Genomic DNA, 22,813 nt, shown 5'->3' on the forward strand with positions numbered 1-22,813 from the left:
GCACGCCGGTATGCGATTCATAAGCTGTTCACACAGGATTCCGAGGTCGTCACACAGTGTGCGGTCGAGGGCCGCGCGCCTGTCGGGTTCACCGTACGGCGATGACCGACGAACCGTGTCCGAACAGCCCCTGGTTCGCGGTGATCCCCACGCGTGCTCCCGCGACCTGCCGGTCACCCGCGCTGCCCCGCAACTGCCAGGTCAGCTCGCACACCTGGGCGATCGCCTGCGCCGGAACGGCCTCTCCGAAGGAGGCGAGCCCGCCGCTGACGTTCACGGGTATGCGCCCGCCGAGCGCGGTGACGCCCTCGCGCAGCAGCTTGGCCGCCTCGCCCTCCTCGCACAGCCCCAGGTCTTCGTACCACTGCAACTCCAGGGCCGTGGACAGGTCGTACACCTCGGCCAGGGAGAGATCCTCGGGGCCGATGCCCGCCTCCTCGTACGCCGCGCGCGCGATCGACGCCCGGAAGGTGCCGGCCGCGGGCTCCACCGCGACCGCGGAGTCCGTGGCGATGTCCGGCAGGTCCAGCACCGTGTTGGGATAGCGCGGCGTGACCGTGGAGACCGCGCGGATCCGCACCGGATCCGCCGCCCCGTGCCGGCGCGCGAACTCCATGCTGGACAGCACCACCGCCGCGCCACCGTCCGAGGTCGCGCAGATGTCGAGCAGGCGCAGCGGATCCGCGACGACCGCGGACGCGGCGACCTCCTCAGCGGTGACCCTCTTGCGGTAGCGCGCGTTGGGATTCAGTGCCCCTAAGGCGGCGTTTTTCACCTTGACCTGGGCGAAGTCGTCCACGGTGTCCCCGTGTACGGCCATCCGCCGCCGTGCGTACAGCCCGAAGTACGTCGGATTCGTCGCCCCGAGGACGCGGAACCGCAGCCAATCCGGATCGTCCGGCCTGTCCCCGCCCGCCGGCCGGAAAAACCCCTTGGGCGCCGCGTCCGCGCCCACCACGAGCACGACGTCGGCCAGGCCCGAAAGGATCTGCGCCCGCGCCGTGTCGAGGGCCTGCGCTCCCGAAGCGCACGCCGCGTACACGCTCGCGACCCGCGCCCCCTGCCAGCCCAGCGCCTTGGCGAACGTCGCCCCCGCCACGTACCCCGGATAGCCGCCGCGCACGGTGTCCGCGCCCACGATCGAGCCGACCTCCCGCCACTCGACCCCCGCGTCGGCGAGCGCGGCGCGCGCCGCCACGACCCCGTACTCGACGAACCCGCGTCCCCACTTGCCCCAGGGATGCATGCCCGCGCCGAGCACCGCCACCTCGCCGGTCATGCCGTCATCCCCCTTCGCCACACGCCCCTCATGCCGTCACCTCCGTCGGCCGCCAGTGCCACGTCGTCCACGTCGTGTCGGCGTCCTCGTGCAGCACACCGGGGACGACCTCCACCTCCATGCCCACCGTCAGGTCGGCGACGGTGATCCCGGGAACTGCCTGGCCGAGCACCACGATGCGCTCGGATTCCAGCTCCACAGCGATCAACGCGTGGGGCGTCCACGGGAGTTCCCGATCGGTCACATAGGGTGACGGTGGCCGGTACTGGCTGTCCGTGTACGACCAGACGCGGCCGTGCCGAGACAGCGGCACTTCGGCCAGCTCACCGCCCCGGCAGCCCGGATTGCGGCAGAAGGCGTCCTCGCGGGGGAAGAACACCGAGCCGCACGCAGAGCAGCGGGTGCCGAGCAGACGGAAGTCCTCCCCGTCCCCGGTGAACCACCCGTCGACTACGGGCGTGCGTGTGCGCGACAAGGCCCCTCCATGGCTAGATCTGACGAGACGTCAGAAGTGTGCCATGGGCAACGGGAATTGGGCAGGGCGCATGAGGCAGGTGGCTCCGGCCGCCCGAGATCACCCGATGACACACCTTTGCCGCAGAAGCAGCGTGGCTGCAGCGTGCCGCCCCGAAGACGCCCCCTCCAGTGATCGGATACAGTCCGCGGCGTGTCCGCAACCCCGCACCCGCCCGCCGACTTCGCACCGCACTCGTACTGCTCGAGCTGTGGCACAGCCTACGGAGAGGGCATCTCCGACTGGCCCCGCACCTGCGCCGCCTGCGGCACCGTGGCCTACCGCAATCCGCTGCCGGTCGCGGTCGCCCTGCAGCCCGCCTACGACGCCCAGGGAACCGCCCTGGTCGTGATCACCCGGACCATCGCCCCCGAGCGCGGGGGCATCGCCCTGCCCGGAGGGTTCATCGACCACCGGGAGGACTGGCGGCACGCGGTCGTCCGCGAGCTCAAGGAGGAGACAGGCATCGAAGCGGCGCCCCGGGAAGTGCGGCTCGCCGATGCGATGAGTTCTCCCGCCGGGCATCTGCTGCTCTTCGGACTCCTCCCGGAGCGCCCGGCCGCCGAACTGCCGCCGCCCGCCGCCACGGACGAGACGGAGGGCTGGCACCTGCTGCGCAGACCGGCCGAACTCGCCTTCCCGCTGCACACCCTGGCGGTGCGGGCGTGGTTCGAGGGACGGTACGTCTGAGGGGCTGGTGCGCCCGAAGCCGCGCTCCGGCCCCGTACGTCCAAGGGCCCTCGCGAGACACTCGGCCGACCGTCACGGTGCCCCGAGCCCTCGCACCCGTACCGGATACGACGGCTCGCTCAGGCCGCTCTCGCCCTCCCGGCGCACGACCACGTGCCGCCCCTCCCAGCGCGTCACATAACGCTCGATCTCCGGCTCGTCCCACCCGTCGCCCACGTCCGGCACCACGAGCCCGCCTCCGCCGCGTCCGCGCGCGGGAGCCCACGCCTCCAGCTCCAGACCGCCGTCGGCGCCCCGTACGGGCACGACGGCGCCCGCGCGCGCCAGCACCGGAATCCGCGACAAGGGGGCGTCGACCAACACCTGGGTCGGCCCTTCGTACGCCTCCTCGGTGACCGTGTCGTACCAACGCCCCCGCGGCAGCTGCACCGCCCGGCGATCCGCACCGTGATCCAGCACCGGCGCCACCAGGAGGCAGTCGCCGAGCAGAAAGGCGTCCTCGCAATCGCGCAGCGCCCGGTCCTCGGGCGTGCCCCACCACACCGGCCGCACATACGGTGCGCCCGTGCGGCGCGCCAGATGCGCCAGCGTCATGAAGTACGGCAGCAGCCGCCGCCGCGCGACGAGCGCCACGCGCGCGTGCTCCAGGACGTCCTCGCCGAACTCCCAGGGCTCCCTGCGGCCCGCCCGCAGACTCGCGTGCGTGCGGAACAGCGGGAGGTACGCGCCGAGTTGGAACCACCGCAGATACAGCTCGGGCGACGGGCTCCCGTCGAAGCCGCCCACGTCGGGTCCTGAATACGGCACCCCGCACAGGCCCAGCCCCATCACCAGGGACAGCGAGGCCCGCAACCCGGGCCAGCCCGTGGCCACGTCCCCGGACCAGGTCCCTCCGTAGCGCTGCATTCCGGCCCACCCGGAGCGCGAGAAGAGGAACGGCCGCTCCTGGGGCGCATGTTCACGCAGGCCTTCGTACGCGGCCCGGGCCATGCCCAGGGCGTACACGTTGTGCGCCTCGCGATGGTCACCGCCGCGCCCCTCCAGGGAGTGCCGGGCCGAGCGCGGCAGCGTCGACTCCCCGAACGCCGTGAACGACGTCGGCTCGTTCATGTCATGCCAGAACCCGGCGAACCCCTGCGCGAGGCGCTCTTCGTACAGCCCGCCCCACCAGCGCCGCACGCGCGCGTGCGTGAAGTCCGGATAGACCGACTCTCCGGGCCATGCGACACCCCGCACGAGCCGCCCCGAGGCATCCCGTACGAAGGCGTCCTCGGCGAGGCCGCCGTCGTACACGGCGTTGCCCGGCTCGGCCTTGACCGCGGGGTCGACGATCGAGACCAGGCGGACGCCGTCGCGGCGCAGCTCCTCGGCGAGCACCGGCAGCCTCGGGAAGTGCTCCCGGTCGACCGTGAACACCTGGTGCGCGTCGTAGTGGTCGATGTCCAGATGGACCGCGTCGAGCGGCAGACCGCGCTCCTGGTAGCCCGCGACGATCCGCCGCACTTCCTGTTCGTTGCCGAAGCCCCACCGCGCGTGGTGGTGCCCCATCGCCCACGAGGGCGGCAGTGCGGGCGCCCCGGTGAGCGACGCCCAGGCGTGCAGCACGCGCGCGGGGGTGCCCACCATCACCCAGCAGCGCAGCGGGCCGCCGTCCATCCGCAGCTCACACGTCCCGGCTCGGTCGTGCCCGGAGCCGGCCCCCTCCTCGCCCTCGCGCAGCGTCACCGTGCCGTCCCAGGACGTGTCGTGGAACACGAGATGCGTGGCAGCGTCGGCAACCACCATCTGCACGGGCATGGTGATGTACAGCGGATCGTCGCCGGGCCCGAAGGCCTGCCCGGGATCCGTGTTCCACAGCCGGTACGTCCCGTCGCGCAGCCGGGGGCCCGCCGCGCGCCCGCCCAGGCCGAAGTACCGCGCGTCGGCGGCCACTTCGGAGCGCTGCATCCAACGGGCCTCGCCGCCGTCGACGGGCTCCCACCAACGCGGCGGCAGATCGCGGCGCAGCATCACACCACCGGGGGTCCGCACCTCGACCGCGCCGTGCCGCGAGACCACGACCGTCACCCGCTCGGCCACGACCCGCCAGCCGCCGTCCTTGTCGGGCTCCAGGACGGCCCGCGGGTCCGGCTCCGGGCAGCGGCCCGCGAGCGCGTACGACGGCTCCGGGCCGACCCCGTCCCAGCCCCAGAACACCGCCCCGCTCACCGCAACAGTGATCCGCAGCTCGGACCGCGTGAAGCGGACGACACCGCCGCCGGGCCCCGGCTCCACGCCGCGCACCGGCCCGGGCACCCGCGCACGCTCGGCGCCCCGCCGCGGCAACCCGGTGGCGTCGGCACGCCTCCTGCGCCACGCGGCCCGCACCGTGCGCAACCCTTGAGTGGCACCCCCCGAACCGACCGCCTTCACCGAACGCACCAGGTCATGACCGTCCATGCTGCTCAGCCTGCCACTGCCGACCCCAAAAGAGTGAGTCGTTAAACTTCCGTTCACCCGTGGCGACGCCACATCTTCACGCCAGCGACTATGTGTGGCGCACCCTGGTGCGGGAGTCGATCACATGGCATCGTCCGTGTCAGCCGCGTGACGCGCACACCCCAGCTCGTGCGCGACAGACGCACACGACGCGCACAGTCCGGGAGCCGCCCCATGTCCACCGCGAACCCCTCACCGCTCTGGCAGCCCACCGAGGAACGCATCGCCCAGGCACAGATCACGAAGTTCCAGGCCTGGGCGGCCGAGCACCACGGAGCCCCGTCCGACGGCGGCTACACGGCACTGCACCGCTGGTCGGTGGACGAACTGGACACCTTCTGGAAAGCCGTCACCGAGTGGTTCGACGTACGGTTTTCGACCCCCTACGCGCGCGTGCTCGGCGACCGCTCCATGCCGGGCGCCCAGTGGTTCCCCGGGGCGAACCTCAACTACGCCGAGCACGCTCTGCGCGCGGCCGGGACCCGTGCGGACCAACCGGCCCTCCTGTACGTCGACGAGACCCATGAGCCGACCCCGTTGACCTGGTCCGAGCTGCGACGTCAGGTCGGCTCCCTGGCCGCCGAGCTGCGCGCCCTCGGCGTACGCCCCGGAGACCGTGTCAGCGGCTATCTCCCGAACATTCCGCAAGCCGTCGTCGCCCTCCTCGCCACGGCCGCCGTGGGAGGCGTCTGGACGTCCTGCGCCCCGGACTTCGGTGCCCGCAGCGTCCTGGACCGCTTCCAGCAGGTCGAACCCGTCGTGCTCTTCACCGTCGACGGCTACCGCTACGGCGGCAAGGAGCATGGCCGCCGCGACGTGGTCGCCGAGCTGCGCCGCGAACTGCCCACGCTGCGCGCCGTCGTCCACATCCCGCTGCTCGGCACCGAGGCACCCGAGGGCGCCCTGGAATGGTCCGCCCTGACCTCCGCCGACGTGGACCCCGTCTTCGAGCAGGTGCCCTTCGACCACCCCTTGTGGGTGCTCTATTCCTCGGGCACGACCGGCCTCCCCAAGGCCATCGTCCAGTCCCAGGGCGGCATCCTCCTCGAACACCTCAAGCAGCTCGGCCTGCACTGCGACCTGGGCCCCGAGGACCGCTTCTTCTGGTACACGTCCACGGGCTGGATGATGTGGAACTTCCTCGTCTCCGGCCTGCTCACGGGCACCACGATCGTCCTGTACGACGGCAGCCCCGGCCATCCGGACACGGGCGCCCAGTGGCGCATCGCGGAACGCACCGGGGCGACCCTCTTCGGCACGTCCGCGGCGTATGTCATGGCGTGTCGCAAGGCCGGCGTCCACCCCTCCCGCGACTTCGACCTCGCGCGCGTGCAGTGCGTCGCCACCACCGGCTCGCCCCTGCCGCCGGACGGCTTCCGCTGGCTGCACGACGAGGTCCGCGAGGACCTGTGGATCGCCTCCGTCAGCGGCGGCACCGACGTGTGCTCCTGCTTCGCAGGAGCGGTACCCACGCTCCCGGTGCACATCGGCGAACTCCAGGCCCCCGGTCTCGGCACCGACCTCCAGTCCTGGGACCCCAGCGGAAAGCCCCTCACCGACGAAGTCGGTGAGCTCGTGGTCACCAACCCGATGCCGTCCATGCCCATCCGCTTCTGGAACGACCCCGACGGCAGCCGCTACCACGACAGCTACTTCGACACGTATCCCGGAGTGTGGCGCCACGGCGACTGGATCACCGTCACCTCACGCGGCTCCGTCGTCATCCACGGCCGCTCCGACTCCACGCTCAACCGCCAAGGCGTGCGCATGGGGTCAGCCGACATCTACGAAGCCGTCGAACGCCTCCCCGAGATCAAGGAGTCGCTCGTCATCGGCGTCGAACAGCCCGACGGCGGCTACTGGATGCCCCTTTTCGTGCACCTCGCCCCCGGAGCCGTCCTCGACGAGGCCCTCCTGAACCGGATCAAGCAGACCATCCGCGAACAGCTCTCCCCGCGCCACATCCCCGACGAGGTCATCGAGGTCCCCGGCGTCCCGCACACCCTCACGGGCAAGCGCATCGAGGTCCCGGTCAAACGCCTGCTCCAGGGCGCCCCTTTGGAGAAGGCGGTCAACGTCGGCTCCGTGGACAACGTAGAACTGCTGCGCTTCTACGAGGACCTGGCCCGCAAGCGCGCCTGATCACCCCCCGTAGGTGGCCTCGGACTCGCCGAGTACGGCGGTGAAGTCCGAGGCCAGGCGTACCGCGCCGGCGGGTTCGAGTTCCGCCACCGAGATCCGTACACCGGGTCCGGAAGCGCGCACCCGCCGCGAGCCACCACCGTTAGCCCGCTCGCAGGGCGCCGCGCAAAGCCTCGGGGCGTATCCCCCGATCGTCCACCGCGACCGGAACGGTACGCAGCCCCAATGCCGTGACCAGATCGAGCAGATGGTGATAACCGCGGTCCTCCATGGCAACAGCATCCCCTGGCCGCAACTCCACTGACAGCAGCCGCCCGATCGGATCCAGCGCACCGTGCGCGAACGTCACGTGATCCGTCGGCACGCCGTCCGGCCCGAGCCAGTCCCGTACCGCGTCCTCCAGTCGCGCCAGTCGTGGCGTACCGCGGTGTGACCGCACACCGGGGTAGAGCTGTGACGACGGCACCAGACGGGGAAGCAGTTCGGGTCCGGATGCCCGCCCGCCAAGTCACGCAGTCCGTCCGGCACTTTCGGCGGCCGCTGCGACGCCACCGAGAGGGCGGCGGCGACCACGGTCCCGCCGCGTCCCCGGGTCACCACGATCGCGCGTCGGCGCAACTCCTTGTAGGCCGTCGCGACCGTTCCCGGGCTCACGCCGAGCTCGTCGGCAAGTCTGCGCACCGGGGCAGAGCCGTCCCCGGCTCCAACGCGACTTCGGACACGCCTCGTTCGGCGGACGAGGCAATTCCCCTGGCCGCTCACCCACATCCTGATCGCCCTTCAGATCCTGCGGGCCCCTCGCCTCCTTGGCGCTGCTGACCACCGCCAACTACGCCCTGCTGCTGGCCTTCTTTGCCATCGGCACCCTCGGCGACCGCGCCGCCAACGTCCTTACCAAGCTGTACGCCACCCGCGCCGCAGGCCCCGACCGGGTCCGCTACCAGGCCGTCCAGCGCACCGTCGCCAACGCCGGCTGGGCCCTGGGCGGCCTCGCCGCGGCGGGAGCCTCACCGTCGGCACCACCGCGGCGTACCAGTGGCTCCTTGTGGGCGACGCCTTCTCGTTCGTCGCCGTCGCCCTCGTCACCACGCGCTGCGGCGAACCACCGTCGGCCTCCCGCACGATCACCCCGTCGAAGGACCCCGCCCGTACGACGCGACCGCCCAGGCCCTGGTGCGATCGCACCTACCTCGCGTACGTCGCCACCGAGAGCGTCCTCCTCCTCGACGACGCCGTGTTCAAGGTCGGGCTGCCGCTGTGGATCGCGCACTCGGACCACGCGCCGCAGGGCCTCGCGCCGCTGCTGATGGTCCTCAACAACGTGATGGTGGTGGCCCTTCAGGTCCCGCTCGCTCGATTCGGCGCCACCACAGCTGCGGCGCCGCGCCCTCCTCATCCCGCTCTCCGCCGGCTTCGCCCTGGGCGGCGCCGCCATGGCGCTCTCGGCCACGGGTGGAGTCGTCGCAGCGACCCTGTTCCTCACCGCCGCGGCCGTCGCCTTCACCGTCGCCGAGATGCTCCACGCCACCGTCTCCTGGGAACTCGCCGTCGCCCTCGCCCCCAACACGGCCCAAGGCGCATACCCCGGCGTCCACGGACTGGCGCAGTCCGCCCAACGAAGCGTCGGGCCACTCGCCTCACGGCGGCCATGGCCGCCGGCCCCCTCGGCTGGACCGCTTTCGGCGCGACCATAGCCGTGACCTGCATGTTTCAACATCGCATCGTGCGCGATCGCCTCACCCACCCGGCATTGTCAGTGCCGCCAGTTACTGTGAGTGAGCATTGATCGACTGTGCACAGGGGGAAACATGGCACACACTCAGCACCCGACCATGCGACGCGTCCTGCGCCGCGAAATCGCCGGCACCATCGGTCTGCTGACCGACGAAGAGGACTTCACGGCGATGCGGCGCTACCGCACCTTCGCCTTCGACGATCACACGACCTACCTGCAACAGGTGGAATCCCTGCTCAGGACCCTCGCCGCCCAGGGCAGCCACACCACAGTGGCACTCTTCGACCCCGAGGAGTACGCCGAATTCTGCGCCGAAAGCGGCCTCGAACCCGACGCCCCGGCCAGCCGCACACGCTTCACCGCCGAACTGGCGGCCACGGGCCCCACGATTCCGTACGACGGACAGTCCCTCGACGAACTCGTCCCGGACCTCGTCGACGAGTCCGTCCGCATGGCGACCTGGGAGTACGCGACCACACTCCTGGCCCGCCTCGGCACCTGCGCATCCTGCGGTGAGGACATCGGCCGCGCCTCCTTCGCCCGCGCCGCCCACCTGCTCACCCGGATCATCGACACCGCGGACCGCGGTGACCTCCACCTCGTCTGCAGTGTCTCGGCAACACCCGAAACGCTCGTTGCCGTACTCCGCGCCGAGGATGACGCAGGCGCCGCCCACCTCGACGAGTCGGAAACCCTCGAGTTCACCGCCGTCCTCGCCCTGGGCATCGCCACCCAGAGTGCCGGGGGACTGGTCATGCGCACCACCGCCCCCGACACCACCGACCGAATCTACGGCTGGCGGCTGCGCGGGGACGGCCTGGAACCCCTGACCGCAGCGGAGGTCTTCGACGCCTACTGCACCGACGCTGCTTCCGGCGACCTCGTCTCCCCGGAATCGGGTGTCGACTACTGCGTGCCACCCGACCTGGGAGAAGAAGGAGAAGCCAGGGGCCACACGCACTGAACGCGTAAAGGGCGCCCCACCCGTGGGTGGAGCGCCCCTGAAACACCAGCCGATCTACGACGCGGCCCGGCTACTCGCCGGACAGCACCGCCTGCGCCGCCGCACGCGCCTCTTCGGCCGTATCCGCCGCACGTGCGGCCGCGGCCGCACGCTCGCACTGAGCCAGCGTGTACTTCGCGAGCGTCGCTCGGACATAAGGAATCGACGCGGCACCCATAGACAGGGAGGTGACCCCCAGACCGGTCAGCACACACGCGAGCAGCGGGTCCGACGCGGCCTCACCACAGACACCACAGCTCTTGCCTTCGGCCTTCGCCGCCTCGGCGGACAGCGCGACCAGGTCGAGCAGCGCGGGCTGCCACGGATCCTGCAGACGCGACACCGCACCCACCTGCCGGTCCGCGGCGAAGGTGTACTGCGCGAGGTCGTTGGTTCCCAAGGACAGGAACTCGACCTCCTGCAGGATCGACCGCGCCCGCAGCGCGGCCGAGGGAATCTCCACCATCGCGCCGAACTTCGCCTGCAGCCCAGCGGCACGGCACGCGTCCGCGAACGCCTTGGCGTCGGTACGGTCCGCGACCATCGGAGCCATCACCTCGAGGTAGACCGGCAGCCCCTCCGAAGCCTTCGCGAGGGCGGTCAGCTGCGTGCGCAGCACGTCCGGGTGGTCGAGCAGCGTGCGCAGCCCCCGCACACCCAGTGCCGGGTTCGGCTCGTCGGCCGGAGTCAGGAAGTCGAGCGGCTTGTCCGCGCCCGCGTCGAGCACACGCACCACGACTCGGCCCTCGGGGAAGGCCTCGAGCACCTGGCGGTATGCCTCGACCTGCTTCTGCTCGGACGGCGCGTTCTTGCTGTCGTCCAAGAAGAGGAACTCGGTACGGAACAGACCGACACCCTCGGCACCGGCTTCGACGGCGGCCGGCACGTCCGCGGGACCACCGACGTTCGCCAGCAGCGGCACCTTGTGACCGTCGGACGTGGCACCCGGACCCGTGGACGCGGACAGCGCCGCCTTGCGCTGGGCCGCGGCGGTTTCCAGCTGCGCCTTCTTCTCAGTGCTCGGTTCCACGAAGATCTCACCGGTGCTGCCGTCCACCGCGATCACAGTGCCTTCGGCGAGCTCACCGGCACCGGGAAGAGCGACCACGGCGGGAACACCGAGCGCGCGCGCCAGGATCGCGCTGTGGCTGGTCGGCCCGCCCTCCTCGGTCACAAAACCGAGCACCAGAGTCGGGTCGAGCAGCGCGGTATCCGCAGGCGCGAGGTCACGAGCAATAAGGACGTACGGCTCGTCGCTGTCCGGGACACCCGGCATGGGCACCCCGAGCAGCCGGGCGACGATACGGTTCCGCACGTCGTCGAGGTCGGCCACGCGACCAGCGAGGTACTCACCGGCACCGGCCAGCAGAGCGCGGTAAGCGGCGAACGCGTCATAGACCGCGCGCTCGGCCGTGCTGCCGACCGTGATACGCCGTTCCACATCCGCCATCAGCTCGGGGTCCAGGGCCATCATGGCCTGAGCCTCGAGCACCGCCTGGGCTTCGCCCCCCGCCAGGTTGCCGCGCGCGATCAGGTCGGCTGCCACAGCCTCCACGGCCTTGCGGGCACGCCCCTGTTCGCGCTCCGCGTCCTGCGAAGGGATCTGCTTGGCAGGCGGTTCAAGAACAGCCGTCCCCATGTGCCGAACCTCGCCGATCGCCACACCGTGGCTCACACCGACGCCTCGCAGAGTTGTCTCCATCTCACCCGTCTCCGATAGTGCGGCGGGTCCGGCCGCCGCGGTGGTTGTCCTACGTGCCGTCCGCCAAGACGGCACTGGTGTCACTGCCAGCCGAAAAGGATGTCGTCGGCCTTCACATCGCCGTCCTCACGGACATCGGAAAGGGAGCCGGCCCCGGCCTCAAGCGCGACGATCGGGCACACCGGGGACTTGCCCGCCTCCTCGACGGCGACCGGGTCCCACCGCACTACGCCCTGACCGCGGGTCACGGTGTCGCCCTTGTTGACGAGCAGCTCGAAGCCCTCGCCGTTGAGCTGCACGGTGTCGATACCCAGGTGCGTGAGCACACCGTGGCCCTCACTGTCGACTACGACAAAGGCATGCGGGTGAAGCGAGACAATTACTCCGTCAACGGGGGCGACAGCCTCTGAGGGCTCGCGCACGGGATCGATCGCTGTGCCCGGGCCGACCATCGCTCCGGAGAACACGGGATCCGGCACCGCGGCGAGTCCGATGGCACGTCCTGCAAGAGGGGACGTCACGGTGGTCATGGGAAGCCTCCCAGGGGTGGAGATGCAAATGGGCCGTCACTGCCAGTCCCGGACGGCACACTGAGCAGCAGGGTATGTCAGATGAAGTGTCGGTTCTGTATGGAAGCTAGCAGCTGGTGGTCTAGACCACCAGCTGCGACAGATCGGCTTCCGCATCGCGAGCGCACCCGGGTCACCCTCGCCTAAAAAATCTTGACAGCGGGGGTTGACACCCCCTGTGCCGATCCGTACTGTTCTTGGTCTGCCCCGGAGCCGTAACGGTTCCGCGGTGGCACCTTGGCCGCTGATGCGGCACCCAACCACCAGCACGGTCACCCATCCGGGATTGCATTCGGCGCGTCCGAAAGTAATTCGATTGGGGCTCGGCGGCCCGATTAGGCGCCGCCCGGGAGGATCCGCTAATGTTTGGGACATCGGAACGGCCCGAGGGCCGGGAAGACAATCCCCGCTGACTGGGAATCAGGCCCGAAAGGATCTGATAGAGTCGGACCCGCTGGAAAGGGAAACGCGAAAGTGGAAACCTGGAAAGCGTCGAGGAAATCGGATCGGGAAGATCTGGTAGAGTCGGAAACGCGAGACCGAAGGGAAGCGCCCGGAGGAAAGCCTGAGAGAGTCTCTCGGGTGAGTACAAAGGAAGCGTCCGTTCCTTGAGAACTCAACAGCGTGCCAAAAATCAACGCCAGATATGTTGATACCCCGTCTCCGGCCGATCGGCTGGGGCGAGGTTCCTTTGAAAAAGTCCTGCCCTTCGGGGCAGGCGCACAGCGAGGACGCTGTGAACGATCGGTCTTATTCCGGCTGATCGTTCCGCTCTCGTGGTGTCGTCCCGATTACGGGAAAACATTCACGGAGAGTTTGATCCTGGCTCAGGACGAACGCTGGCGGCGTGCTTAACACATGCAAGTCGAACGATGAAGCCCTTCGGGGTGGATTAGTGGCGAACGGGTGAGTAACACGTGGGCAATCTGCCCTTCACTCTGGGACAAGCCCTGGAAACGGGGTCTAATACCGGATACGACCCGGGAGCGCATGCTCCTGGGTGGAAAGCTCCGGCGGTGAAGGATGAGCCCGCGGCCTATCAGCTTGTTGGTGAGGTAGTGGCTCACCAAGGCGACGACGGGTAGCCGGCCTGAGAGGGCGACCGGCCACACTGGGACTGAGACACGGCCCAGACTCCTACGGGAGGCAGCAGTGGGGAATATTGCACAATGGGCGAAAGCCTGATGCAGCGACGCCGCGTGAGGGATGACGGCCTTCGGGTTGTAAACCTCTTTCAGCAGGGAAGAAGCGAAAGTGACGGTACCTGCAGAAGAAGCGCCGGCTAACTACGTGCCAGCAGCCGCGGTAATACGTAGGGCGCAAGCGTTGTCCGGAATTATTGGGCGTAAAGAGCTCGTAGGCGGCTTGTCGCGTCGGTTGTGAAAGCCCGGGGCTTAACCCCGGGTCTGCAGTCGATACGGGCAGGCTAGAGTGTGGTAGGGGAGATCGGAATTCCTGGTGTAGCGGTGAAATGCGCAGATATCAGGAGGAACACCGGTGGCGAAGGCGGATCTCTGGGCCATTACTGACGCTGAGGAGCGAAAGCGTGGGGAGCGAACAGGATTAGATACCCTGGTAGTCCACGCCGTAAACGGTGGGCACTAGGTGTTGGCGACATTCCACGTCGTCGGTGCCGCAGCTAACGCATTAAGTGCCCCGCCTGGGGAGTACGGCCGCAAGGCTAAAACTCAAAGGAATTGACGGGGGCCCGCACAAGCAGCGGAGCATGTGGCTTAATTCGACGCAACGCGAAGAACCTTACCAAGGCTTGACATACACCGGAAACATCCAGAGATGGGTGCCCCCTTGTGGTCGGTGTACAGGTGGTGCATGGCTGTCGTCAGCTCGTGTCGTGAGATGTTGGGTTAAGTCCCGCAACGAGCGCAACCCTTGTTCTGTGTTGCCAGCATGCCCTTCGGGGTGATGGGGACTCACAGGAGACTGCCGGGGTCAACTCGGAGGAAGGTGGGGACGACGTCAAGTCATCATGCCCCTTATGTCTTGGGCTGCACACGTGCTACAATGGCAGGTACAATGAGCTGCGAAGCCGCGAGGCGGAGCGAATCTCAAAAAGCCTGTCTCAGTTCGGATTGGGGTCTGCAACTCGACCCCATGAAGTCGGAGTTGCTAGTAATCGCAGATCAGCATTGCTGCGGTGAATACGTTCCCGGGCCTTGTACACACCGCCCGTCACGTCACGAAAGTCGGTAACACCCGAAGCCGGTGGCCCAACCCCTTGTGGGAGGGAGCTGTCGAAGGTGGGACTGGCGATTGGGACGAAGTCGTAACAAGGTAGCCGTACCGGAAGGTGCGGCTGGATCACCTCCTTTCTAAGGAGCACTTCTCACCAACGACCTTCGGGGACTTGGTCAGAGGCCAGTACATCGGCGAACGTCCGATGCTGGTTGCTCATGGGTGGAACGTTGATTATTCGGCATCTTCAGCCAACTCGGCCTGCTGGTAGTGCTCTTCGGAGTGTGGAACGCGGATCATGGGTGGTAGGGGTGTCGGGCACGCTGTTGGGTGTCTGAGGGTACGGCCGAATGTGGCTGCCTTCAGTGCCGGCCCCAGTGCACTCGGACTACTGGTTCGGGGTGATGGGTGGTTGGTCGTTGTTTGAGAACTGCACAGTGGACGCGAGCATCTGTGGCCAAGTTTTTAAGGGCGCACGGTGGATGCCTTGGCACCAGGAACCGATGAAGGACGTGGGAGGCCACGATAGTCCCCGGGGAGTCGTCAACCAGGCTTTGATCCGGGGGTTTCCGAATGGGGAAACCCGGCAGTCGTCATGGGCTGTCACCCGCTGCTGAACACATAGGCAGTGTGGAGGGAACGCGGGGAAGTGAAACATCTCAGTACCCGCAGGAAGAGAAAACAACCGTGATTCCGGGAGTAGTGGCGAGCGAAACTGGATGAGGCCAAACCTCAAGTGTGTGAGACCCGGCAGGGGTTGCGCTTGGGGGGTTGTGGGATCTCTCTTCTGTTGTCTGCCGGCGACAGGACGAGTCAGAAACCGTTGATGTAGGCGAAGGACATGCGAAAGGTCCGGCGTAGAGGGTAAGACCCCCGTAGTCGAAACGTCAGCGGCTCGTTTGAGAGACACCCAAGTAGCACGGGGCCCGAGAAATCCCGTGTGAATCTGGCGGGACCACCCGCTAAGCCTAAATATTCCCTGGTGACCGATAGCGGATAGTACCGTGAGGGAATGGTGAAAAGTACCGCGGGAGCGGAGTGAAATAGTACCTGAAACCGTGTGCCTACAAGCCGTGGGAGCGTCGGACACATCTTCGGATGTGTCTCGTGACTGCGTGCCTTTTGAAGAATGAGCCTGCGAGTTTGCGGTGTGTTGCGAGGTTAACCCGTGTGGGGAAGCCGTAGCGAAAGCGAGTCCGAATAGGGCGGTTTAGTAGCGCGCTCAAGACCCGAAGCGGAGTGATCTAGCCATGGGCAGGTTGAAGCGGCTGTAAGAGGTCGTGGAGGACCGAACCCACCAGGGTTGAAAACCTGGGGGATGACCTGTGGTTAGGGGTGAAAGGCCAATCAAACTCCGTGATAGCTGGTTCTCCCCGAAATGCATTTAGGTGCAGCGTCGTGTGTTTCTTGCCGGAGGTAGAGCACTGGATAGGCGATGGGCCCTACCGGGTTACTGACCTTAACCAAACTCCGAATGCCGGTAAGTGAGAGCGCGGCAGTGAGACTGTGGGGGATAAGCTCCATGGTCGAGAGGGAAACAGCCCAGAGCATCGACTAAGGCCCCTAAGCGTACGCTAAGTGGGAAAGGATGTGGAGTCGCAGAGACAACCAGGAGGTTGGCTTAGAAGCAGCCACCCTTGAAAGAGTGCGTAATAGCTCACTGGTCTAGTGATTCCGCGCCGACAATGTAGCGGGGCTCAAGCGTACCGCCGAAGTCGTGTCATTGCAGCAATACTCCCAACGGAGGCTGTGATGGGTAGGGGAGCGTCGTGTGCCGGGTGAAGCCGCGCCGGAAGGCAGTGGTGGACGGTTCACGAGTGAGAATGCAGGCATGAGTAGCGATACACACGTGAGAAACGTGTGCGCCGATTGACTAAGGGTTCCTGGGTCAAGCTGATCTGCCCAGGGTAAGTCGGGACCTAAGGCGAGGCCGACAGGCGTAGTCGATGGATAACCGGTTGATATTCCGGTACCCGCTGTGAAGCGTCAAACATCGAATCCAGTGATGCTAAGCCCGTGAAGCCGTTCCGGACCCTTCGGGGAAAGGAAAGTGGTGGAGCCGGTGACCCGAGCTGGTAGTAGGTGAGTGATGGGGTGACGCAGGAAGGTAGTCCATCCCGGGCGGTGGTTGTCCCGGGGTAAGGGTGTAGGACGTCAGGTAGGTAAATCCGCCTGGCAATTGTCTGAGACCTGATGCCGAGCCGATTGTGGTGAAGTGGATGATCCTATGCTGTCGAGAAAAGCCTCTAGCGAGTTTCATGGCGGCCCGTACCCTAAACCGACTCAGGTGGTCAGGTAGAGAATACCGAGGCGTTCGGGTGAACTATGGTTAAGGAACTCGGCAAAATGCCCCCGTAACTTCGGGAGAAGGGGGGCCATCACTGGTGAGGGGACGTGCTCCTCGAGCTGGGGGTGGCCGCAGAGACCAGCGAGAAGCGACTGTTTACTAAAAACACAGGTCCGTGCGAAGCCGTAAGGCGATGTATACGGACTGACGCCTGCCCGGTGCTGGAACGTTAAGGGGACCGGTTAGTCAGGATTCGTCTTGGCGAAGCTGAGAACTTAAGCGCCAGTAAACGGCGGTGGTAACTATAACCATCCTAAGGTAGCGAAATTCCTTGTCGGGTAAGTTCCGACCTGCACGAATGGCGTAACGACTTCTCGACTGTCTCAACCATAGGCCCGGTGAAATTGCACTACGAGTAAAGATGCTCGTTTCGCGCAGCAGGACGGAAAGACCCCGGGACCTTTACTACAGTTTGATATTGGTGTTCGGTTCGGCTTGTGTAGGATAGCTGGGAGACTGTGAAGCAGGCACGCCAGTGTTTGTGGAGTCGTCGTTGAAATACCAGTCTGGTCGTGCTGGATGTCTAACCTGGGTCCGTGATCCGGATCAGGGACAGTGTCTGATGGGTAGTTTAACTGGGGCGGTTGCCTCCCAAAGGGTAACGGAGGCGCCCAAAGGTTCCCTCAGCCTGGTTGGCAATCAGGTGTTGAGTGTAAGTGCACAAGGGAGCTTGACTGTGAGACCGACGGGTCGAGCAGGGACGAAAGTCGGGACTAGTGATCCGGCGGTGGCTTGTGGAAGCGCCGTCGCTCAACGGATAAAAGGTACCCCGGGGATAACAGGCTGATCTTCCCCAAGAGTCCATATCGACGGGATGGTTTGGCACCTCGATGTCGGCTCGTCGCATCCTGGGGCTGGAGTCGGTCCCAAGGGTTGGGCTGTTCGCCCATTAAAGCGGTACGCGAGCTGGGTTTAGAACGTCGTGAGACAGTTCGGTCCCTATCCGCTGTGCGCGTAGGAGTCTTGAGAAGGGCTGTCCCTAGTACGAGAGGACCGGGACGGACGAACCTCTGGTGTGCCAGTTGTCCTGCCAAGGGCATGGCTGGTTGGCTACGTTCGGGAGGGATAACCGCTGAAAGCATCTAAGCGGGAAGCCTGCTTCGAGATGAGGACTCCCACCCCCTTGAGGGGTTAAGGCTCCCAGTAGACGACTGGGTTGATAGGCCAGATCTGGAAGCGCCGTAAGGTGTGGAGGTGACTGGTACTAATAGGCCGAGGGCTTGTCCTCAGTTGCTCGCGTCCACTGTGTTGGTTCTGAAACCACGAACAACCCCGTTGTCGGGCCACGGCGACGGTGCGGTATTCACAGTTTCATAGTGTTTCGGTGGTCATAGCGTGAGGGAAACGCCCGGTTACATTCCGAACCCGGAAGCTAAGCCTTACAGCGCCGATGGTACTGCAGGGGGGACCCTGTGGGAGAGTAGGACGCCGCCGAACTTCTTTTAGAGCTCCGGCTCTTGGGCATACAGCCCGAGAGCCGGAGCTTTTTTGTTTCCTCTGGGAGTTTTGCCGATGGCGTCCGTCCCGACCCCCTCTGTACCAGAGCGTGAAGGCTGCGGGTAAAGTCAGGGGGCATCGTTGGCTCGTTTCCCACAGGAGGCCCCCGGGTGGAGGTCCAGGAGACCCGCGTCCAGACAGACCGGGTCCTCACCATCCCGAACATCCTCAGCATGGCGCGCCTTGCCGGCGTACCCATCTTCCTGTGGCTGATCCTCAGGCCGGAGTTCGGCGGTCCCAAGAGTGACGGCTGGGCGCTGCTCGTGCTCATGCTGAGCGGTATCAGCGACTATCTGGACGGGAAGCTCGCCCGGCGCTGGAACCAGATCAGCAGCCTTGGCCGGCTGCTTGATCCCGCCGCCGACCGGCTCTACATTTTGTCGACTCTTGTGGGCCTCACCTGGCGCGAGATTCTCCCGCTCTGGTTGACCGCTGTACTTCTGGCGCGCGAGTTGCTTCTGCTGGTGATGGTGGGCATCCTCCGGCGTCACGGCTATCCGCCGCCGCAGGTCAACTTCCTTGGGAAGGCGGCCACGTTCAACCTGATGTATGCTTTCCCGCTGCTGCTGCTCAGTGACGCAAGTGGATGGATCGCGTCACTCGCTGCTATTTTCGGCTGGGCGTTCGCCGGATGGGGTACAACGCTCTACTGGTGGGCAGGGATCCTCTACGTGGTTCAGGTCCGCCGTCTCGTCAGGGCGGACGCCATGGCCGATTGAGCTCGCCGATTGTGCGGCTGCAGTGGCTCGATGGCCCGCGGACGAAAAGTGCGGGACAATCTGGACGGGTGAAGTCGGCTAGACCGTCATCTCTTCAAGGAGGACGCTTCCGACATGAAGGCCGTCGTGATGGCCGGAGGCGAAGGCACACGCCTTCGTCCCATGACCTCAAGCATGCCCAAGCCGCTCCTGCCCGTGGCCAACCGCCCGATCATGGAGCATGTGCTACGGCTGCTCAAAAGGCATGGGCTCAACGAGACCGTCGTTACTGTCCAGTTCTTGGCATCGCTGGTCAAGAACTACTTCGGTGATGGCGAGGAGCTCGGCATGGAGCTCACCTATGCCAATGAGGAGAAGCCACTCGGTACTGCCGGCAGCGTCAAGAACGCCGAGGAGGCGTTGAAGGACGACGCCTTCCTCGTGATCTCCGGTGATGCTCTGACCGACTTCGATCTCACTGAGCTCATCAATTTCCACAAGGAGAAGGGCGCGCTGGTCACGGTCTGTTTGACGCGCGTACCGAATCCGCTCGAATTCGGCATCACCATCGTGGACGAAGAGGGCAAGGTCGAGCGCTTCCTGGAGAAGCCGACCTGGGGGCAGGTCTTCTCGGACACCGTGAATACGGGCATCTATGTCATGGAGCCCGAGGTCTTCGACTATGTCGAGGCCGATGTGTCCGTCGACTGGTCAGGCGACGTCTTCCCTCAGCTGATGAAGGAGGGCAAGCCGGTATACGGCTATGTCGCCGAGGGCTACTGGGAGGACGTCGGCACCCATGAGAGCTATGTGAAGGCGCAGGCCGACGTCCTGGAAGGCAAGGTGGACGTCGAGCTCGACGGCTTCGAGATCTCCCCGGGCGTGTGGGTGGCCGAGGGCGCCGAGGTGCACCCCGATGCGGTGCTGCGTGGACCCCTGTACATCGGGGACTATGCCAAGGTCGAGGCGAACGCCGAAATCCGCGAGCACACCGTCGTCGGCTCCAATGTCGTCGTCAAGAGCGGCGCATTCCTGCACAGGGCCGTGGTGCACGACAACGTCTACATCGGGCAGCACAGCAATCTGCGCGGCTGCGTCGTCGGGAAGAACACCGACATCATGCGGGCCGCCCGGATCGAGGACGGCGCCGTCATCGGCGACGAATGCCTTGTCGGTGAGGAATCGATCATCCAGGGCAATGTACGCGTCTACCCGTTCAAGACCATTGAGGCCGGCGCCTTTGTCAGCACCTCGGTGATCTGGGAGTCGCGAGGCCAGGCGCATCTCTTCGGCGCCCGTGGCGTGTCCGGAATCCTGAACGTGGAGATCACCCCGGAACTCGCCGTACGCCTCGCTGGGGCATACGCGACGACGCTCAAGAAGGGCTCCACGGTCACGACGGCCCGTGACCACTCCCGAGGCGCTCGTGCGCTGAAGCGGGCAGTCATCTCGGCTCTGCAGGCCAGCGCCATCGACGTACGCGACTTGGAGAACGTGCCGCTGCCGGTGGCCCGGCAGCAGACCGCCAGGGGCAGTGCGGGCGGGATCATGATCCGGACGACGCCTGGAGTGCCGGACTCCGTCGACATCATGTTCTTCGACGGGCAGGGCGCCGATCTCTCGCAGGGAGGGCAGCGGAAACTGGACCGGGTATTCGCGCGGCAGGAGTACCGGCGCGCGTTCCCGGGTGAGATCGGGGATCTGCACTTCCCGGCCAGCGTCTTCGATTCGTACACGGGATCGCTGCTGAGGAATGTCGACACCACCGGTATCGCCGAATCCGGGCTGAAGGTGGTCGTGGACGCCTCCAACGGCAGTGCGGGGCTTGTGCTGCCCAGCCTGTTGGGCAAGCTCGGCGTGGATTCGTTGACCATCAATCCCGGTCTCGACGAGTCGAGGCCGACGGAGACGGCGGACACGCGGCGGGCCGGTCTGGTGCGGCTCGGCGAGATCGTCGCATCCGCGCGGGCGGCGTTCGGGGTGCGCTTCGACCCGGTGGGTGAGCGGCTCTCGCTCGTCGACGAGAAGGGGCGGATCGTCGAGGACGACCGGGCCCTGCTCGTCATGCTCGACCTGGTGGCCGCGGAGCGGCGCAGTGGGCGGGTGGCGCTGCCGGTGACCACCACGCGGATCGCCGAGCAGGTGGCGGCGTACCACGGTACGCAGGTGGAGTGGACGACCACGTCTCCCGATGATCTGACGCGGGTCGGGCGCGAGGAGTCGACGATCTTCGGCGGTGACGGGCGCGGCGGCTTCATCATTCCCGAGTTCAGTGGTGTGTTCGACGGCGCGGCCGCCTTCGTACGACTCATCGGGCTGGTGGCGCGGACGCAGCTCACGCTCAGCCAGATCGACGCGCGGATTCCGCGGGCGCACGTGATCAAGCGCGATCTCGCGACTCCCTGGGCGGTCAAGGGACTGGTGATGCGCCGGGTCGTGGAAGAAGCCGGAGACCGGTTTGTGGACACCACCGACGGCGTACGTGTGGTCGAGGCCGACGGGCGCTGGGTGATGGTGCTCCCTGACCCCGCCGAGGCGGTCACGCATCTGTGGGCCGAAGGTCCCGACGACGCCTCCGCGGAGGCGCTGCTCGACGAGTGGGCGGCCGTCGTGGACAGCGCCGGTCGCTAAACACCCTGCACGCGCGCGTGCCGGACAAGTGCCCCCAAGGGGGCCTGTCCGGCACGCCGGTGGGGCCATTCGGAGGTAGCGCCCGCGACGTGCGACGATGTGCGGCATGCCGCAGCCACCCCCCGTTCGGAGCACACCTCCGCGCCTCTCGCGCCCGGACGCCTCCATGTCGCTGCTCACCAACGTCATGGACCACAGCCTCGACGACGGATACGCCGAAGCGGCCGCCCGTAAGAAGGCCGAGGGCACTGGTGGCATGCCGAAAACGGTGCGGGCGAAGCTCGGTCTGGCCGCCGGTCTCGTCCTCGCGGCCCTGGTCGTGACCGTGGGAGCCGCGAACGCGCGGATAGCCGCCCCTGTCGTCGCCAAGGAGCGCCAGGAGCTCATCGACCGCATCGAGCGCGAGACCGCGGCCGCCGACAAGCTCGAGAGCAGTGTCGACACCCTGCGCGCCGATGTGAGCGCCCGGCAGCGAGAGGCGCTCAACAAGAACGGGGGCGGTGAGCAGGCCGACCTGGTGAGTCTCCTGTCCGGCGCCACCGATGTGCATGGCCCCGGCGTGAAGCTCGTCGTGAACGACGCCAAGGATGCCACCGCGGGCGGAGAGGGCGATCCGCGGGGGACCTCCGGGTTCTCCGACACCGGACGCGTCCGCGACCGTGACATGCAGCGCGTCGTCAACGGGCTCTGGGAGTCGGGTGCCGAGGCCATCGCCATCAACGGACAGCGGCTGACGGCCCTGTCGGCGATCAGGGCCGCAGGTGACGCGATACTGGTCGACAACAAGCCGCTGGTGCCGCCGTACACGGTGCTCGCGGTGGGGGACGGCAAGCGGCTCGGCACCAGGTTCCAGAACAGTGCCGACGGGCTGTATCTGCACGCCCTGCAGGAGAACTTCGGGATCCGGACCAGCATTTCCGTCGAGGACGAGGTCGGGTTGTCCGCCGCACCGAGTGTGATCGTACGTACAGCACAGCCGAGCACAGAGAAGGGCACATCGTGATCGCCGTACTGGGCCTCGTCGTGGGAGTCGTGGCTGGATTGTTGGTCCGGCCCGAGGTTCCGGCGGTCGTCGAGCCTTACCTCCCCATCGCCGTGGTGGCGGCGCTCGACGCCGTGTTCGGAGGCCTGCGCGCGATGCTCGACGGCATCTTCGACGACAAGGTCTTCGTGGTGTCGTTCCTTTCGAACGTGGTCGTGGCCGCGCTGATCGTCTTCCTGGGCGACAAGTTGGGCGTCGGCGCCCAGCTCTCCACGGGCGTCGTGGTCGTCCTCGGTATCCGTATCTTCTCCAACGCCGCGGCGATCCGCCGGCACGTGTTCCGGGCGTGAGGC

Annotated in this window: 17 protein-coding genes and 3 rRNA genes; 11 read left to right on the forward strand and 9 right to left on the reverse strand. The window is 66.7% G+C overall.

The features are described from left to right. Positions 1 to 88: 88 nt before the first annotated feature. Complete coding sequence (locus C4B68_RS34595; RefSeq protein WP_099500478.1) at positions 89 to 1,279, reverse strand: lipid-transfer protein; 1,191 nt, start codon at positions 1,277 to 1,279, stop codon at positions 89 to 91. Positions 1,280 to 1,307: 28 nt separating this feature from the next. Further along, positions 1,308 to 1,754 (reverse strand): Zn-ribbon domain-containing OB-fold protein, encoded by a 447-nt coding sequence (locus C4B68_RS34600; RefSeq protein WP_099500451.1) that lies wholly within the window; start codon positions 1,752 to 1,754, stop codon positions 1,308 to 1,310. A 192-nt stretch (positions 1,755 to 1,946) separates the two neighbouring features. On the opposite strand from C4B68_RS34600, the gene C4B68_RS34605 reads away from it, so the two are divergent. Continuing rightward, on the forward strand, positions 1,947 to 2,483 hold the full coding sequence (locus C4B68_RS34605) for an NUDIX domain-containing protein (RefSeq protein WP_099500452.1): 537 nt from the start codon (positions 1,947 to 1,949) through the stop codon (positions 2,481 to 2,483). A 72-nt stretch (positions 2,484 to 2,555) separates the two neighbouring features. Here the strand turns inward: C4B68_RS34605 and C4B68_RS34610 are convergent, their stop codons facing one another. Then, entirely contained in the window at positions 2,556 to 4,922 is a 2,367-nt protein-coding gene (locus C4B68_RS34610) for a glycoside hydrolase family 31 protein (RefSeq protein ID WP_099500453.1), read from the reverse strand. Positions 4,923 to 5,135: 213 nt separating this feature from the next. Between C4B68_RS34610 and C4B68_RS34615 the strand changes: the two genes are divergently transcribed. Further along, a complete protein-coding gene (locus C4B68_RS34615; protein ID WP_099500454.1) occupies positions 5,136 to 7,103 on the forward strand; it encodes an acetoacetate--CoA ligase in 1,968 nt (655 codons plus the stop codon). Here C4B68_RS34615 and C4B68_RS44180 read toward each other — a convergent pair whose 3' ends face one another. The 4 genes from C4B68_RS44180 to C4B68_RS44185 all read right to left on the reverse strand — a co-directional run bounded on the left by C4B68_RS44180 (position 7,104) and on the right by C4B68_RS44185 (position 8,499). After that, on the reverse strand, positions 7,104 to 7,226 hold the full coding sequence (locus tag C4B68_RS44180; RefSeq protein WP_257217258.1) for a hypothetical protein: 123 nt from the start codon (positions 7,224 to 7,226) through the stop codon (positions 7,104 to 7,106). 19 nt (positions 7,227 to 7,245) lie between these two features. Beyond that, complete coding sequence (locus C4B68_RS43680; protein WP_240634561.1) at positions 7,246 to 7,452, reverse strand: hypothetical protein; 207 nt, start codon at positions 7,450 to 7,452, stop codon at positions 7,246 to 7,248. Beyond that, a complete protein-coding gene (locus C4B68_RS43685; RefSeq protein WP_240634562.1) occupies positions 7,449 to 7,757 on the reverse strand; it encodes a hypothetical protein in 309 nt (102 codons plus the stop codon). Before C4B68_RS43685 ends, C4B68_RS43680 begins: the two co-directional genes overlap by 4 nt. Before the next feature lie 283 nt (positions 7,758 to 8,040). Then, positions 8,041 to 8,499: a hypothetical protein gene (locus tag C4B68_RS44185; RefSeq protein ID WP_276311610.1), complete on the reverse strand. Its 459-nt coding sequence runs from the start codon at positions 8,497 to 8,499 to the stop codon at positions 8,041 to 8,043. 37 nt (positions 8,500 to 8,536) lie between these two features. Here C4B68_RS44185 and C4B68_RS44190 point away from each other — a divergent pair, with 37 nt between their 5' ends. Together C4B68_RS44190 and C4B68_RS34630 are read left to right on the forward strand one after the other, a co-directional pair. Then, positions 8,537 to 8,797 (forward strand): hypothetical protein, encoded by a 261-nt coding sequence (locus tag C4B68_RS44190; protein ID WP_276311611.1) that lies wholly within the window; start codon positions 8,537 to 8,539, stop codon positions 8,795 to 8,797. Between the two features lie 114 nt (positions 8,798 to 8,911). After that, positions 8,912 to 9,802: a hypothetical protein gene (locus tag C4B68_RS34630; RefSeq protein ID WP_099500455.1), complete on the forward strand. Its 891-nt coding sequence runs from the start codon at positions 8,912 to 8,914 to the stop codon at positions 9,800 to 9,802. Between the two features lie 70 nt (positions 9,803 to 9,872). Here C4B68_RS34630 and ptsP read toward each other — a convergent pair whose 3' ends face one another. Next, positions 9,873 to 11,543: a phosphoenolpyruvate--protein phosphotransferase gene (gene ptsP / locus C4B68_RS34635; protein ID WP_099500456.1), complete on the reverse strand. Its 1,671-nt coding sequence runs from the start codon at positions 11,541 to 11,543 to the stop codon at positions 9,873 to 9,875. Positions 11,544 to 11,623: 80 nt separating this feature from the next. Continuing rightward, the gene (locus tag C4B68_RS34640) at positions 11,624 to 12,073 is read right to left on the reverse strand and encodes a PTS sugar transporter subunit IIA (protein WP_099500457.1); all 450 of its coding nucleotides are present in this window, start codon (positions 12,071 to 12,073) and stop codon (positions 11,624 to 11,626) included. 843 nt (positions 12,074 to 12,916) lie between these two features. On the opposite strand from C4B68_RS34640, the gene C4B68_RS34650 reads away from it, so the two are divergent. From C4B68_RS34650 to C4B68_RS34680, 7 genes are all read left to right on the forward strand, one after another. Next, positions 12,917 to 14,442: ribosomal RNA gene (locus C4B68_RS34650) — 16S ribosomal RNA — on the forward strand. A gap of 318 nt (positions 14,443 to 14,760) precedes the next feature. Continuing rightward, positions 14,761 to 17,880, forward strand: a 23S ribosomal RNA gene (locus tag C4B68_RS34655). Between the two features lie 92 nt (positions 17,881 to 17,972). Next, positions 17,973 to 18,089 (forward strand): 5S ribosomal RNA (gene rrf, locus C4B68_RS34660). The 16S, 23S and 5S rRNA genes sit together here, the layout of an rRNA operon. 170 nt (positions 18,090 to 18,259) lie before the next feature. Beyond that, complete coding sequence (clsA, locus tag C4B68_RS34665; protein WP_099505500.1) at positions 18,260 to 18,868, forward strand: cardiolipin synthase ClsA; 609 nt, start codon at positions 18,260 to 18,262, stop codon at positions 18,866 to 18,868. Between the two features lie 114 nt (positions 18,869 to 18,982). Next, positions 18,983 to 21,478, forward strand: coding sequence for a mannose-1-phosphate guanyltransferase (locus tag C4B68_RS34670; protein WP_099505501.1), 2,496 nt, complete (start codon positions 18,983 to 18,985; stop codon positions 21,476 to 21,478). Positions 21,479 to 21,575: 97 nt separating this feature from the next. After that, positions 21,576 to 22,481: a DUF881 domain-containing protein gene (locus tag C4B68_RS34675; RefSeq protein ID WP_099505502.1), complete on the forward strand. Its 906-nt coding sequence runs from the start codon at positions 21,576 to 21,578 to the stop codon at positions 22,479 to 22,481. Continuing rightward, the gene (locus tag C4B68_RS34680; protein WP_003988855.1) at positions 22,478 to 22,810 is read left to right on the forward strand and encodes a small basic family protein; all 333 of its coding nucleotides are present in this window, start codon (positions 22,478 to 22,480) and stop codon (positions 22,808 to 22,810) included. The genes C4B68_RS34675 and C4B68_RS34680 overlap by 4 nt, the downstream gene beginning before the upstream one ends. The last annotated feature ends 3 nt before the right edge of the window (positions 22,811 to 22,813 follow it).

The sequence above is a fragment of the Streptomyces dengpaensis genome, from assembly GCF_002946835.1.
In the GTDB taxonomy this organism is placed as follows: Bacteria; Actinomycetota; Actinomycetes; order Streptomycetales; family Streptomycetaceae; genus Streptomyces; species Streptomyces dengpaensis.